Here is a 15,776-nt window from a genome sequence, read left to right as displayed (position 1 = left end):
GCAACAGCGTCCGGTCGCCTATGCAAGATCAAGATTTCACTGAAATCAGACTTTATGGCGAGGTCATCATCAGCCGCGAGAGAGATATCGCGCCAGAGTTTTCCGACTACGACATCGACGCCCCCTTGCGACTGGATACTGCTGCCAACCTCGCTTTTCCGGATGGAACGATGGGCGTCAAAGGGTTCCGAAAGGAGCGCGATCAGGGTCGCCTTACCACAGAAATGATCGCCAACAAGGAATATACGCCTTGGCCGCGATCGAGCGCATGAGAGAGGTATGTCGCGTCCAAGCAAGGGAACCCGTCTCGCATGGCCGGAATTGCGGCGCAGATGGTCAGCGACTTCACCGGCGCAGAGACGATCGATCCAGATTTGCTGGATTGGATCGTGCGGAACTAGGCGCACTCAGCGCCACGGGAACAGCGTTTCGGTTCGGTTCCTGAGCGAAAGGGGGATACGCAGACCATCGCCATCGGCAATTTGAAGATGATTGAGCTGAAGACGCGATGGCGACCATTGCAGCAGCCAGCGCCTAAACCAGGCGTTGGCCCAGACTTCGAAGCCATAGTGGATAGCCAGCCCCCAGGCGGTCGCAAACGAGAGCATCAACAAAAGCCCAAGGTGGGGCTCTATCACCTCGTACCAACGCCAGTACCAAATCGGCCATTTGAAAAAGCTCCCCTGCACGACAAGATGCGCAAGGTAGATCGCGTAGCTAGCTGCACCCAGCATCTGAAATGGTCGCCCTCGCATGAAGACCCGACCTTCGACCTCTGCGGCGGCAAGCCCAAACACGAGGAAGAAGGCCCCGGCTCCCCACATGGAAAAAATGACGTTTCGCGACTCACCGACGAAGGCTGTCGTCGAAAGGATTAGTATCGCCAGGGCAAAAACGAGATACGCCAGCCATAGCCTCGTCACGGCGCAGTTCTGGATGGTCGATGCGATGATTAAGCCGCCACAGAACTCCAAGATAACCGGAGATCCGGAAAAGCCAAGGACCGCCGCATCGGTCGATAAGTTCACGTAAACCATCAGCACGAAGACAGAGATCAGAATGGCCGCGCCCCTTACCCTGGTGCCAACTATGCCGGAAACCACCACGACCGCGAATGCTATGTAAAAGAACATTTCGTATTCAAGAGTCCAGCCGACCCCCAGCGCAGGTAGCTGGCCTGTGATAGGCCTCTCGAGGAACAGTAGTGAGCGGCCCAATTGCGGCCATGTCCACACTTGGGAGGCCCAACAAACATAGGCGAGGGTCATCACCCAATAGAGCGGGAGGATTCGGGATACCCGTTTGGCCATGAAATCATAGACACCGGCAGCGCCAATCTCGAACCGCTGTAAGCCTATGACAAAGCCGGAAACCACAAAGAATATGGGCACGCCAACGGCGCCAAAGACTCCCACATTTCCGTAGGAGAAAAGCCAGGGGAGATCGCCGCCGACCAGTTTGTGGATTGAACCATAGACGCCGTAGTAGTGATGCACGACGACGAGCAGTGCCGCGATCCCGCGCAGCCCTTGAATAGATAGAAATACTTTCGGCACAACTCCTCCCGAGAGCTTCCGTCTTTTCAGAAGTTTTTCGCATCCTTTGTGGGCAACAGCAATCGAGAGACAACTCCTATGCACTGTTTCGTGCAAGCGCGTCCGCCAGCACGCGCGGCGCGCTTCACTCGCAACTCGCGCTGTTTAGAGGTCCGGTCATCTTTAAACCCCACGTCGGACATTCACGCACGAACATCGTCAGCAGAAACGAGACAGACCAATCCCTTCGACCATTCATGGCAAGGCAAGCGCCCTCGTCAGTTCGACAACACTTGAGCAGAACAGTGCTGTGCTCGCCGCGACCTTCTCTACCGCGCGCTGTGACAGTCGCCAACAAGATGACTACGAGTTCTGGTTCCGGGTTTTCGAGGGTCACGTACTGCGACCGGAATGTGATTGAACGGAAGGCACCTAGCCCGCTATCTTTTGATGAGGGCGTAGCAAATCTGTTTCGCGATTGACCGATTCGGACGAACGGGGATGATCCTAGACGCTGCCCGAGCCGGAAGATTGACAAGCCATTGCTTGAAACCTAAGCACGGGCAACTTGTTGTCAGGGCGGGGGCCTCGGTTTTCAAGGAGAGCTTGTTGAAAGGAATTATCCTTGCAGGAGGCAGCGGCACCCGTCTCTATCCGCTAACATTAGCGGTCTCTAAGCAAATCCTGCCGATATACGACAAGCCTATGATCTATTATCCGCTGAGTGTGCTGATGCTCGGGGGTATCAGACAGATTTTGATCATCTCAACTCCACGTGACTTACCCACTTTCCGGGAATTGCTTGGCGACGGCTCGGAGTTCGGCCTTGAGCTCTCATATGCCGAACAGCCGCGGCCCAACGGGCTTGCCGAGGCCTTCATCATCGGCCGCGACTTCATCGGCAAGGACAATGTGTCGATGATCCTCGGCGACAACATCTATTTCGGCGAGGGCCTGTTGCAGCTCTGCCGCGCTGCCGCGCAGCGCGAAAGCGGCGCGTCGGTGTTCGCCTACCATGTCGAGGATCCGCAGCGCTATGGCGTGGTGTCGTTCGACAAGCTCACCGGCACCGCTTTGACGATCGAGGAAAAGCCGGAGAAGCCGAAGTCCAACTGGGCGGTCACCGGGCTCTATTTCTACGACAACGATGTCGTCGACATCGCTTCGACGATCAAGCCCTCGGCGCGCGGCGAGCTCGAGATCACGGCGGTCAACAACGTCTATCTCGAGCGCGGGAAATTGCACGTGCATCAGCTTGGCCGCGGCTATGCCTGGCTCGACACCGGCACGCATGACAGCCTGCATGAGGCCTCGTCCTTCGTGCGCACCATCGAGCACCGCCAGGGCATCAAGGTTGCCTGTCCTGAAGAAATCGCTTTCGAGCAGGGCTGGCTGACCGCCGACAAGGTGCTTGAGCGCGCCACGCGCCTGGGCAAGAACGAATACGCCGCCTATCTGCGCCGGCGTGTCACCGAGCTGACGGAGAACTAGAGTGGACTTCAGGCAGCTTGGTCTTGATGGCGTGCTCGAGATCGTGCCGAAGCGGCACGGCGATGCGCGCGGCTATTTCATCGAGACCTGGAATGCCGAGCGCTTTTTTGAAGCCGGCATCGACCTGCGTTTCGTCCAGGACAATCACTCCTATTCGGCGGCGGCAGGTGTCGTGCGGGGGCTTCACTATCAACTGCCTCCACGCGCGCAGGACAAGTTGCTGCGTGTGATCCGAGGCAAGATTCTCGACGTGGCGGTCGACATCCGCCGCAGCTCGAAAACCTTCGGAAAATGGGTCGCGCTCGAAATATCGGCCGAGAGAGGCAACCAGATCCTGGTGCCGAAGGGTTTCGCGCACGGTTTCGTCACGCTCGTGCCGGACACCGAGGTTCTGTATAAGGTCACCGACACCTATTCGCCGGCGCATGATCGATCGATCCGTTTCGACGATCCTGATATCGGCATCGATTGGCCGTCGCCGGCCGGCGCCTTCGAGCTCTCGGCCAAGGACCTCAAGGCGTCGGCGCTTGCTGAGGCCGAGGTGTTCGCATGACGCGCGACGATGTGAGGAGAGCGCCATGAATTTTCTGGTGACAGGCGGTGCCGGCTTCATCGGCTCGGCCGTGTGCCGGCATTTGTGCGCCAATCCGGCCTACCATGTGACCAATCTCGACAAGCTCACCTATGCCGGCAATCTGGCCTCGCTGCGCACCATCGAGAATGCGCACAACTACAAATTTGCGCAGGCCGACATCTGTGACGAGCGGGCGGTTCTCGACATCCTCCACCGCGACGAGATCGACGTCGTCATGAACCTCGCCGCCGAAAGCCATGTCGACCGCTCGATCGACGGACCGGGCGCCTTCATCGAGACCAACATCGTCGGCGCCTACCGGGTGCTGAATTCGGCGCTCGAATATTGGCGTGGCCTTGGCGACGACAGGAAAGCCCGCTTCCGCTTCCACCATGTGTCGACCGACGAGGTGTTCGGCGATCTGCCTTTCGACGGCGGCATGTTCGTCGAGGAAACGCCTTACGCGCCGTCCTCGCCCTATTCTGCCTCCAAGGCGGCGTCGGACCATCTGGTGCGGGCCTGGCACGAGACCTACGGCCTGCCAGTCGTGCTCTCCAATTGCTCGAACAATTACGGGCCCTATCACTTCCCCGAAAAGCTGATCCCGCTGGTCATCCTCAACGCGCTCGACGAAAAGCCGCTGCCGGTCTACGGCGCCGGCGCCAATGTGCGCGACTGGCTGTTCGTCGAGGACCATGCGCGCGCGCTGGAGCTTGTCGCGACCAAGGGAATGCCGGGCGAAAGCTACAATGTCGGCGGCAATTCGGAGCGGACGAATTTGAGCGTCGTCGAGACGATCTGCGACCTGCTTGACATCAGGCGGCCTCGAAAAGGCGGCAAAAGCCATCGTGATCTGATCAATTTCGTCACCGACCGCCCCGGCCACGACCGCCGCTACGCGATCGACGCATCTAAAATCAGCCGTGACCTCGGCTGGACGCCTGCCGAGAGTTTCGACAGCGGCCTGGCAAGGACGGTCGACTGGTTCCTCGACAACAAATGGTGGTGGGGCCCGATCCGCGAACAGCGCTATGCCGGCGAGCGGCTGGGCCAGGTCCAAGACAGGAAGGGCGCGGCGTGAGGCTTGTCGTCACCGGACGCGAGGGCCAGGTCGCCACCAGTTTGCTGGAGGCGGGGCAAGGGCTGGCGGGCGTGGAGGTGGTCGCCGTGGGACGGCCGCAGCTCGATCTGGCGCGGCCCGACACGGTGTTCGAGGCGCTTGCGGCGGCGAGGCCCGATGTCATAGTCTCGGCCGCCGCTTACACCGTGGTGGACCAGGCCGAGGACGAGCCCGAACTGGCTTTTGCGGTGAACGCCGCGGGCGCCGGCAAGGTGGCCGAAGCGGCAGCGCGGCTTGGTGTCCCGGTCATTCATCTTTCGACCGACTATGTCTTCGACGGCACCAAGACCGGTGCTTATGATGAGGCGGACGCGACCGCGCCGCTCGGCGTCTACGGCGCGTCCAAGCTTGCGGGCGAACAGGCGGTGGCTGCAGCCAGCCCGCGCCACGTGATACTGCGCACCGGTTGGGTTTACAGCCCGTTCGGCAAGAATTTCGTCAAGACCATGCTCAGGCTGGCTAGCGACCGTGACGAGATCGCGGTGGTGGGCGACCAGTGGGGAAACCCGACTTCCGCGCTCGATATCGCCGACGCTATCCTCCGTGCAGCAGCGATCCTGCGTGGCCACACAGGCTTTGCGTCCTTCGGCATCTACCATCTGGCGGGAACCGGCGAGACTAACTGGAGTGGCTTTGCCCGCCACATCCTGGACACAAGCCGGGCGTTGGGTGGCCCGCGTGCGCAGGTGCGCGACATCGCGACCAGCGACTATCCTACCAAGGCGGGGCGCCCCGCCAATTCGCGGCTTTCGAGCGCGAAATTCGCAGCCACGTTCGGATGGACGGCGCCGGAGTGGCAATTATCCACAAATGCCTTGGTCGGCCGCCTTTTGGCGGGGGAGACAACGAGCGCGATCGAGGGGCATCGCCATGGACCTGTTGCCGGACCGCCTCGAAGCGATTTGGCGCCAATCAAGGACAGCCTCCAACGATGAATGAGCCAGCAACTTCGCGGAAAGGCAGCGATCCGAAAGCGGATACGGAGCCGACGAATATCCGCGGCCGGTCACTTCGCCGACTCTACGACAAACATGACGGCAAGGTGTCTGACAAGTGGTCGATTTACTTGAGTGAGTATGATCGATTTTTTTCGAGATATCGAAACAAACCGGTTCGGATCCTCGAAATTGGAATCCAGAACGGCGGCTCGCTTGAGATATGGGGAAAGTATTTTACAAAAGCGGAAATTATTCTGGGCTGTGATATCAACCAGAACTGCGGACTCCTGCGTTTCGACGACGGGAAAATCGACGTTGTCATAGGTGATGCTAACGCCGAAGACGTTAAGCGCAGTATTGTCGATCGATCCGAGGCTTTCGACATCATCATAGACGACGGTTCGCACAGATCTTCCGACGTCATACGGACATTCACAGGCTATTTTCCTCATCTTTCAGATGGTGGGATATTCGTTGTCGAAGATCTGCATACCAGCTACTGGCAGGACTTCGAAGGTGGCCTCTATGATCCGCTTTCCTCGATGTCGTTCTTCAAGCGATTGCTTGATTTGATCAATCACGAGCACTGGGGACTGGACCATAGTCGAACGGATGCACTCGCGGCATTCGCGAATCGGTACGGGGTCGTATTCGATGATCCTTCGCTTGCGTCGATTCATTCCGTAGAGTTCCTGAACTCTCTTTGTATCGTAACCAAACGGCCGTCCCAGGAGAACGTCCTCGGGCGCCGCTACGTAGCAGGAGAGGTCGCGGCGGTTGAACAGAGCATCCTTCGTCTTGATGGCACGGCGCTGAACGCTGCCAGCCAGGCTGGAAATCCCTGGTCGTTGCGGTCGATGACGATGGAAGAGGAGATCACGAGCAAACGGGAACTGGGCGACCATCGCGAAGCGCAAATGCAGGCGCTCCTCGAGGAGGTCGCCAAGGCGCGCAGAGAGATCGAGAGCCGCTCCGACGAGATCGCAGGCGCAAGAGCCCAGCTCGCTGAAAGGTTAGAAGAGATCAACGCCTTGCAAGCGGAACTGTCGACGGCGCATGCGGCCGCCAGCACGCTCCTTGCCGATCGCGACAATGCTCGCTTCGAGGAAGTCCGGTTGCACGGTGTTCTCGATGCAGTCTACGCCAGCACCTCATGGCGACTGACCAGGCCATTGCGCGGAATTGCGAGCCGCGTCCGCGCGATCGGCAAGGCACCTATGACCGCTCGCCGCGTCTTGGCTCGCGGCGCGTACATTTGCTGGCACAAACTGCCGCTGTCTGTCGACGTTAAACGGAAGTTGAAAAGCGCGGTGTTTTCGACCTTTCCTTCGCTGTTTGGCGTTACGAATGCCTATCGCGCCTGGCGAAGCCTGGAGGCGCCCGACGCACCGATGGGCTACGTCGGGACGGCCTTGTACCGGCCGGCCAGTTCTGGCCCGGCCGTTGCACCCGAACCCGTCTACGTGCCGCGTCTCGAAGCTCCGCCGCTGCACCAAAAGCCGGTGCGCGTCATTGCGTTCTACCTGCCGCAGTTCCACCCGACGCCCGAAAACGATGAATGGTGGGGGCAAGGCTTCACCGAATGGACCAATGTCAGGCCCGCCCAACCGCAATTTTTCGGCCACCACCAGCCGCATGAACCGGATGCCCTCGGCTACTATGATCTGCGCGACACCGCCGTGCAGTACCGCCAGATCAACCTGGCAAAGCTCTATGGCGTGGAAGGCTTCTGCTTCTATTTTTATTGGTTCGGCGGCAAGAGGCTGTTGGAAAAGCCGCTCGAAAACTGGCTCGGGGACAAGAGCCTCGACATGCCGTTCTGCCTTTGCTGGGCCAACGAAAACTGGTCGCGCCGCTGGGACGGGCTGGACCAAGAGATCCTGATCGCCCAGGATCACTCTCCCCAGGATGATCTCGCTTTCATCGCCGAGGTCGCGCCTTATCTTCGCGACCCTCGTTACATCCGGATCGACGGCAAGCCGCTTCTGCTTGTCTATCGCCCAAGCCTGCTTCCGGCGGCAGCCGAGACGGCGCAACGCTGGCGGACATGGTGCCGGGAGAACGGCATAGGCGAGATTTTCCTCGCTTACACCCAGTCCTTCGAAGCCGTGTCTCCTGACCGTTACGGGTTCGATGCCGCTGTGGAATTTCCGCCAAACAATTCGGCGCCGCCAAATGTCACGCACACCGTTGCGCCGCTGCACGACGATTTTGCCACCACTGTCTATGACTGGTCTGTTTTTCCGCAGCGCAGCGAGAACTATCCACCCCGCAAATACAAGCTCTTCCGCTCGGTTTGTCCCGGCTGGGACAACACGGCGCGCCGCAAGCGCGGCGGCACCGTGTTCATCAACAACACCCCCGCGCTCTACCGAGGGTGGCTGGGCAACGCCATCGAGGACACGCTGGCCCATGTCAAGGAGCCATCCGAGCGGCTGGTCTTCGTCAACGCCTGGAACGAATGGGCGGAAGGCGCTCATCTGGAGCCCGATACCGTAAACGGCTACGCCTACCTGCAAGCGACCCGCGACGCTCTGGAGGCGGCGAGCGGGAAATGCAAACCCCGGATCGCAATCGTTTCCCACGACGCCCATCCGCATGGCGCACAATTGCTGGCGCTCAATTTGGCCAAGGGGTTCACACAGCTTGGTTTCGCGCCGGATCTCGTCGTGCTGGGTGATGGGCCGCTGCTCGGCCGTTTCGCCGACACAGCGACAGTGCATAGGATCAATGTGCCAGAGGGAGATGCCGCCGATGTGTTGTGTCGCCTGACCGCCATCAGGAACGCAGGCGCGGAAGTGGCGGTCGTGAACACCACCGTATCCGGCATGCTCGTCCCGCTGCTGAAACAGGCGGGGTTCCGCACGGTGTGCCTCGTCCACGAGCTGCCCGGGATATTAAAGTCCTACGGCCTTGCTGATGCCGCCGAGGCGATTGCCGAGGGCGCCGATACAGTCGTTTTCCCAGCAGAGATCGTGAAAGCCGGATTTGAAGAATTTGTTGGCCGGCCGGTCAGCCAGTCAGTCGTCAGACCGCAAGGCCTCTATTTGCGCATGCCGTACCACGCAGGGGACCGTCAACGGGTCCGCGAGGCGGTCCGCGCCAAATTGCAACTATCGACAAACACCAGCATCATCTTGTGCGCGGGCTACGCCGATCATCGGAAGGGCCTCGATCTTTTCGTTGACGTTTGCCTCACTCTGATGAGGTCCAATCCGGATGTGGTTGCGGTCTGGGTCGGCCACGTCGATCGCGCCTTTCACGCCAAACAGATGCAACGCGTGAGGGAAGCAGGGCTCGAGGATCGCTTCGTCTTTGTGGGCTTGGTAGAGAACCCGCAGGAATATTATTTCGCGGCGGATATTTACGCCCTGACTTCGCGTGAAGATCCGTTCCCGTCGGTGGTACTTGAGGCGCTTGATGCCACGGTCCCGGTCGTTGCCTTCGAAGGCGCAGGCGGCTTCCAGGACTTGCTGAAGCGTGATTGCGGAAGTCTTGTGCCTGCATTCGACACTGACGCCATGGCCAAGGCCATCAACGGTCTACTCGATGATCCGGACAATGCTCGAAATCTGGCAGGCGTGGGCCGTGATATTGTCCGCCAGGAATTCAGCTTCAGCCACTACCTGCACGACTTGCTGATTTACGCAGAAAGGCCATCGCCGCGGGTGTCGGTCATCGTGCCGAACTACAATTACGCCCGATATCTGGGTGCGCGCCTGAGCTCGATCACCGATCAGACGATGCGGCCCTATGAGTTGATCGTGCTTGACGATGCTTCGACGGACGAAAGCGTCGAGGTCATCCAGCAATTTCTGGCCGATTGCGACATTTCGTGCAGGTTGGTCGTGAATGCGCAGAATTCGGGCTCGGTCTTCCGTCAATGGATGCGTGGGGTCGAAATGGCGCGGGGCGATTACGTTTGGATCGCCGAAGCCGACGACCTCGCCGATCCCGGCTTTCTGGCCGAGCTTATGCCAGCCTTCGAGCGCGACGAAGTCGTAATGAGCTACTGCCAGTCGCGCCAGATAGACGGCGCCGGCCGCGTCTTGTCCGAACACTATCTCGACTATGTGGCCGATATTGACCGGTCTCGCTGGACGAAACCCTATGTCGTGGATGGCCGCCAGGAGATCGCCGAGGCACTTTACCTCAAGAACACCATTCCAAACGTCAGCGGCGTTCTGTTTCGAAGGGAGGCGCTGCGCGAGGCTCTCAGCCAGCACCTTGATGAAATCGCTTCCTACAGGAATGCCGGCGACTGGGTCGCGTATCTGCGATTGCTGGAGAAGGGCGATATCGCGTTCCATCCGCACGCGCTCAACGCGCATCGCCGGCATCAATCAAGCGTGACCATCGGGAGTTTCAACGCCAGCCATCTGCAAGAGATCGCGCGCGTGCAATCCGAAACGATTGCCCGCTTCCATCTGGGAGCGGCAGCGCAAGAATCAGCAAGCGCATATGCCCAACGACTCTACGAGCAATTTGGCCTCGCGACAGGCGACAAGCCACGGTTCGAGTGGCATCAGGTTTCTGGGGAAACTCGGGCCAAGGCCGAAGAAACAAACAGCGCCGATATGATCAATTCTGAATCGAAGAGAAAGCTCGGCGAGTCAGTGGCGATCGTCGGCGCCGCTTGGGTCGAAAGCCCATACTATGACGATGCCGAGCCCTGGACCCATCTGTTTTGGGACGAGGACAAGAACTTTCGTCGTCTCTTCAACAAACTGGACCTGACGTCAGTTCTCGAATTGTCGTGCGGACATGGTCGGCACGCCGAACGAGTTGCTCAGATGACGGATCGCCTGACGCTGATGGACATTCACGAGGCCAACCTGGATTTCTGCCGAGACAGGCTGCGGGCGTATCCGTTTGTCCGATATCTCAAGGGGGACGGGGCCACCTTTGAGCCGGTGGAACAAGGAAGTGTGACCGCTATCTATTGTTATGACTCCATGGTGCATTTCAGCCCGGATATCGTTGAGAGCTATCTCAGGGATGCAGCACGAATACTGCGGCCCGGCGGAATGGGGCTTTTTCACCACTCTAACTATCCAGCGCCAATGAACCGGCACTACGGTCGGAATCCACTGGCGCGAAACCACATGACCAGGAAACTGTTCGAGACCTACGCCAAAAGTGCGGGGCTTGTCGTTCGCGAAAGCAATATCATTCACTGGGGCGGCGTGGACGAACTGGATTGCGTTACGCTCGTGGAGCGGCCGGACTAGACACCGTGAATGTCCAAATAGAATTTTTGAAACCTCACTCAGAAGAGCTGAAATTTATCGCCGCTGACGAGGTTCGCACCTCTAGATTAGAACGTGCGTGGCTTTCTCAGTATGTATACCTCCGTCATAGGGCCAAGGACCGCAATGCTATTGGACTGCATTCTCCGCACTTCAACGTCGAATCCGGTGTGTCGCTGGATCAGCAGGGGAAAATCGTAGCCATACCGCCAAGTGACCAATGATCCGCTCGGATCTTGCGGGTTGCCATGGTATTCGGGTTCGCCCACAATCCGGATGCCATCCTTCGATCGGAAGGCTACTTGTTCTGAGGCCGCCCATTCCGGGTATGTCGGTGTTGTGAAAATGCACACGCCACCGAAATCCAGAGTTCGGAAAATCTCCCTGAGGGCGGCAAATGGGTGGAATAGGTGCTCCATTACATCAAGATGGATGACTAGGTCGAAAGTTCGGTCAGGAAAGGTTTGAGCCTCCAGGTCCTCATTCCTGATGTGCTCAACCATCGAACCGAAAGGTTTGCTCGGATAATAGCCTGAAAACACCTTTTGCTTTGAATTGTACCAAAGCCATAGCGAAAGGCCGCGCCCTCCCGGCGCCGATTCGTGCACGCGGAGCGTCTTGAAAGCTTCTCTTGGGAAGAGCGAGAATACGACATCAGCTGCGGCCCGCTCGCGCGTCACGCAATCGTTCAGCGGGCAATTGACGGCGATAAGGGAGTCTCGGCAGCTGTAATAGTCGTCTGGGGATGTGAACGTCTTCCGCTCGGTGCAGATCGGGCAAGTCGCCTGAAACTCTATCGCCATTGATGTCCTCCGCTCAGCCTCAAACTTAGCCGAACTCTGTAGCCGTCACAAACCTACAGCCGCATTTCCTTCACGTGCGTCGGTCGGAAAGGCAAATCCATGCATCGAATTTCGCGCCGGAGCCATAGTGGACCAAGTTTGGAACTGATATGGCCAAACGCGGTCGGTTTACCCACGTATCGACTAGTCTAGATCAATGGGGTAACGCAGCGGGTGCGGTGCAGTCGAGGCCTTGACCGCCGAGGCCGTTGAGAAGGCGTCCCCTAGCTCGAGTGCTTTGTGTCAAAAACGTTCTGCAGGGTGACGCGGTCAAAGTTAACGCCAAGGAAGTCAAATAGTGGCCTAAGGCGATCAGGGTCATAGCGGTAGTCATCATAATGGACGTGAAAAATGTCTCGCGTCGACGATTCTGCTATGTCGCGAAGCAACTGATCGGCTTTAGTCAAATCCTCCTTTGAAACATCATGACCTGCCTTTTTGTTGCTGGCGATAGTGGCCTCCAGACCCCGCGTGTTGATAAGAAAGGCACAGCGAGGAAAGAAGCGCCGCATGAATTCCAGCTCGAACGCCAGTTCACCAGCAGTCAAGTGATAGCGAATTTCCTTGAAGCCTGTGACGCGAATATCTGGCGGCGGCTTCAAGATATTCCGAATGAAACTGGCGGCAAGATCGTGCCCGAATCGATCAAGATCCATGCCGGCGGCGCCAAACCATGGACTGGTGGGCTTTTCGCTATCGGCTGAGAACAGGTCCTGCGCAATCTTCACCGCCTCCCAGGACTTGATAAGACCGTGAAGAGCGCCCGCATTTTCACCTCTGATAAGCACACCCGGGATGGTGTTCACTATCCCCTGAAGCAGAGTTGAGCCTGATCGCCCATAGGTCACGATAAAGAGAAAATCAAAATTCATTAGCACCTCATAAGGAGCCATTAGCGCCGGCACCGGAACCGAGTACCGCTCGCCATTGCCGAAATCGTCCCCACACGGCGAATGGCAGCCGATCAAATCATAGTAGAAGCGATTACCGGAGAATCTCGGTCCGGCAGACAATTAATCCACTATCTCTCTCTCGTGCAGGTGGTTGATAAACCGCGATTTATCGTCACCTTAGCCCGCCGCTAACCGGAAGGCTGCATCAGCACCGACACTTGGAATGGATCGAGTATGGATCGGTCATGTCCTACAAGTGTCCAGCCATTCCCCCTCAAAAAATCGATTTCGCAAGAGATGTCACCATACGTTTCGCCTTCGACACCACCATGAGGAAGATAGGCAAATCCGTTAAGGCGGTGATTCGACTCCATCTCCGCAGCGATGGAGGTCTTTCGAATCCCATCGATGAACGGCCAGAATTCGATGGGCCGAATGGTGGCGACGAGCAGTCCGCCGGGCTTGATGTGGTTTCGAAGCGCCGCAAGGCAGGTTGTGGCGGTTGCCGGCGCGAGATGAGTGAAGACCGAGAAGGCGAAAATCAAATCGAATCGTTGATCATTGACGGGTAGACCAGAAGGCATCCGCTCCGATTGAGCGAACTTGCCATGCATCCTCGCCTCTCGACATAGGTCCAGAGATTTATCCCACGCGTCAACACCCCATATGTGCGACGGGTCGCTATAGTAGTACATCATGCGCAAGATACGCCCGTAGCCACATCCGAAATCGAGGATGTCAGACCCTGCCAGCGGCTTTTTCACATGCCGAGTGTAGTTGTTTTCAAGTTGACGGGCAAAAGATGCTGTCTGCCGATACAGGTCGAGACCAGATGCTCCGGTCCAAGTCTTCTGCACGTCGTCGCTGGCCATTGCTGGCAGGAGACGCGACAAACCAGGATAGTGCTTGTTCGGCAAGGAAATCATAAAGAGGCCGAAGTCGTCCAGGCTCATTCGGCGTAGAAAAACGAGTGCCTCTTCAACCGTGCATCCGTTGGCCGCCGAGCTTTCCGCCGCATTCAAGTGTGGGACGGCAGTGGAAAACATGCGGCCTCGCGCTGTTCGTGAGGTCTCTCCGTTTGCGTGACCGTGTAGCACGCGTCGAATTGCAGTCAGCCAATCAACGACCAAAGGAATCACCGCTGAAAACTGAATCGAAGGGTCCCCGATCCACCGTTTCAAGAGCTGGCGACGTACGGGTCAAACCTGGACTAGTCGGGCGCATGTCAAGTCCGCAGCGATAAGTGCCAAACCACACTACAGGACTTTCGCGAGCAGGACCAATTGCGGCGCCCTTCAACGCTTGGCCATCCTTGTGAGGGCTTGCTGATGTGCGTAGCTAGGCGTCTGGCCGAGCCTTATCAGTGCGATGTCGTCCTTGATTTCTACACTGCCGGGAGCGGGCCACACCGGCATGGTTGAAAGACGGACGATTGTTTGGTCGACTTGATCCAGGGTCGGGCCTGTCAAATTAGAATAGCCCAGAAGTTCCATATAGGAAGCGATACGCCAAGGATTGCCACCGTCCCATTCGAAGAAGGAATAACCGACTGTCGAGCCTGGCGGCCTGGGATAGGTTGTCACAAATGGCTGGGCACCGAACACGCTTAAGGCGTAGCTGCGTTTTGCGTCGAAACCGGGCGTGGCCGACAACCTCTCGTAGAGGGCTCCCGCCAGAAGAGTATCGTGCTTGTCGACCAGATAGCTGGACGCCAGACGATAGTTCTGGATGACCTGGATCTGGAAGAGCGCCACCGCCAGCAAAATAGCCGAGGCGACACGAATCCTGTAATTCCCGCTCGTAACCGCCACATAAGAAAACAGCCACACCGCGATCGGAACCCCAACGAGACTTCTGACAGGCATGCTGCCCGCCGCGAGCAAATGAAGACCGAAGGGAACAAGCAACGAAACGAAGGCGGGTGCCGTCAACATCAGTCTTGTGCGGGGCGATTCCTCGAAAAGTACCCAGCCGCCCAGGATCAGCAAGAGAGGAATTGCCCACAACGCAACGCCATAGGTGCCCCGGTCCAGAGCGTAAGCCCCGCTCATCGCCTCCAATACGCGTCCAATGACCACAATCGGATGTTCAAACAGAAAACCCGGCTGGGAAAGCGAATCGAAATAGGCGTTACTGCCGGAGACGAACAATCTAAAAACGGCGTTGCCGGTGACGTAGAACAATATGGCGCCGGTCAGCAGAACACCGATCCGAAACAGGACTTTAGGCAGCGATTTTCCCGTGCCAGCCCTTGTCTGTAGAATTGAGATCGCGATGCCCAATACCAGAATTGCCGGCGCGAAACTCTGATAGATCGAGATCGCGAAGCCGCCTGCGGCTACTGCACCCAGGAAGGATGGGCTGAGTACAGAAACGTCACTCCTGACGATCAGCCAAAGCGCGAGCGCGGTGGCGAACAGACCAATCCCGACAGCGGCGATGTTCGAATAAAACTCGACGATGAAGAACCAGGTCGGGAAACCGCAGAAGATTGCAAAACATGCATACTCCGCGATGGAAAGCTCGCGCTTGTCGATGGCGTCCATGACGAGGAGATAGGCGGCTACGCAACCGGCACCAAAGACGGCCGGTGTCAGCAGCGGCATCACTGGGTGGGGGATGAGAAATCTCTCGATCAGATACGCGCCCCATCGCCCCTGAATGATCCAGATTGACGCATCAGTTCTGAACGCGGCGAGTTCTTCGTCGACGGAGAGCGAAAAGGAAGCCAGCTCAGAGAAATACATCGCGACAAAAATCGCGAAGAGATTGATTGCCTGCCGGATTGTGTTTGGGCGCGTCAGCATGATCTGCGGAGTATCCATCGAGAAATCAAGAAGTTGAGGATGGTCGTCGTGGCGAGGGTTACGAAGAATGCTACCGCCGTGTTTTGCAAGATTCTTTCGAGGACCTGAAGACTAACCAATCCGACTACGAACACGATTGCGATCGAGGCGCCGATTGCCAGTCTGTCAGCGAAGCCCGTACGGCCTCCGGGAAAGACACGATCTGGATAGAATACCATCGCAAAAACGAGGCCTGCCAGCCAGGCAAGCCCGTAGGAGAAACTTGAAGGGAACACTGTTAGGCCGGCGAAATATATGAGCGTGGTCAGCGCGGTGTTTAGGCCGCCG

11 protein-coding genes are annotated in these 15,776 nt (G+C 57.9%); 6 read left to right on the top strand and 5 right to left on the bottom strand.

The window, feature by feature from the left end; translation table 11 throughout:
* Positions 1–20 precede the first annotated feature (20 nt).
* Positions 21–272 (top strand): hypothetical protein, encoded by a 252-nt coding sequence (locus X750_RS01000000162925; protein ID WP_023705509.1) that lies wholly within the window; start codon positions 21–23, stop codon positions 270–272.
* A 135-nt stretch (positions 273–407) separates the two neighbouring features.
* Here the strand turns inward: X750_RS01000000162925 and X750_RS150325 are convergent, their stop codons facing one another.
* Positions 408–1,556, bottom strand: a complete 1,149-nt coding sequence (locus X750_RS150325) for an acyltransferase (protein WP_023705507.1) — start codon at positions 1,554–1,556, stop codon at positions 408–410.
* Positions 1,557–2,144: 588 nt separating this feature from the next.
* Between X750_RS150325 and rfbA the strand changes: the two genes are divergently transcribed.
* From rfbA to X750_RS0132735, 5 genes are read left to right on the top strand one after another with little or no spacing between them, the layout of a single operon-like run.
* Positions 2,145–3,026, top strand: a complete 882-nt coding sequence (gene rfbA / locus X750_RS150330; RefSeq protein ID WP_023747529.1) for a glucose-1-phosphate thymidylyltransferase RfbA — start codon at positions 2,145–2,147, stop codon at positions 3,024–3,026.
* A 1-nt stretch (position 3,027) separates the two neighbouring features.
* Positions 3,028–3,579 (top strand): dTDP-4-dehydrorhamnose 3,5-epimerase, encoded by a 552-nt coding sequence (gene rfbC, locus X750_RS150335; protein ID WP_023705505.1) that lies wholly within the window; start codon positions 3,028–3,030, stop codon positions 3,577–3,579.
* Positions 3,580–3,604: 25 nt separating this feature from the next.
* Complete coding sequence (gene rfbB / locus X750_RS150340; RefSeq protein ID WP_023705504.1) at positions 3,605–4,681, top strand: dTDP-glucose 4,6-dehydratase; 1,077 nt, start codon at positions 3,605–3,607, stop codon at positions 4,679–4,681.
* Positions 4,678–5,655 carry a dTDP-4-dehydrorhamnose reductase gene (gene rfbD, locus X750_RS150345; protein WP_023705503.1) on the top strand — a complete coding sequence of 326 codons (978 nt, stop codon included), beginning with the start codon at positions 4,678–4,680 and terminating at the stop codon, positions 5,653–5,655. The genes rfbB and rfbD overlap by 4 nt, the downstream gene beginning before the upstream one ends.
* Positions 5,652–10,889 (top strand): glycoside hydrolase family 99-like domain-containing protein, encoded by a 5,238-nt coding sequence (locus tag X750_RS0132735; protein WP_023708417.1) that lies wholly within the window; start codon positions 5,652–5,654, stop codon positions 10,887–10,889. The genes rfbD and X750_RS0132735 overlap by 4 nt, the downstream gene beginning before the upstream one ends.
* Before the next feature lie 86 nt (positions 10,890–10,975).
* Here X750_RS0132735 and X750_RS0132730 read toward each other — a convergent pair whose 3' ends face one another.
* From X750_RS0132730 to X750_RS150360, 4 genes are all read right to left on the bottom strand, one after another.
* Positions 10,976–11,710, bottom strand: coding sequence for a methyltransferase domain-containing protein (locus tag X750_RS0132730; protein WP_050588767.1), 735 nt, complete (start codon positions 11,708–11,710; stop codon positions 10,976–10,978).
* 263 nt (positions 11,711–11,973) lie between these two features.
* Positions 11,974–12,762 (bottom strand): sulfotransferase, encoded by a 789-nt coding sequence (locus X750_RS150350; protein WP_156932393.1) that lies wholly within the window; start codon positions 12,760–12,762, stop codon positions 11,974–11,976.
* 68 nt (positions 12,763–12,830) lie between these two features.
* On the bottom strand, positions 12,831–13,688 hold the full coding sequence (locus X750_RS150355) for a class I SAM-dependent methyltransferase (protein WP_084567142.1): 858 nt from the start codon (positions 13,686–13,688) through the stop codon (positions 12,831–12,833).
* A 249-nt stretch (positions 13,689–13,937) separates the two neighbouring features.
* Positions 13,938–15,467: a glucosyltransferase domain-containing protein gene (locus tag X750_RS150360; protein ID WP_084013504.1), complete on the bottom strand. Its 1,530-nt coding sequence runs from the start codon at positions 15,465–15,467 to the stop codon at positions 13,938–13,940.
* Between the last annotated feature and the right edge of the window lie 309 nt (positions 15,468–15,776).

Source organism: Mesorhizobium sp. LNJC391B00, assembly GCF_000502535.1.
GTDB lineage: Bacteria > Pseudomonadota > Alphaproteobacteria > Rhizobiales > Rhizobiaceae > Mesorhizobium.
The sequence above is the reverse complement of the archived record's forward strand: the minus strand, read 5'-3'. Positions and strand labels throughout refer to the sequence as shown.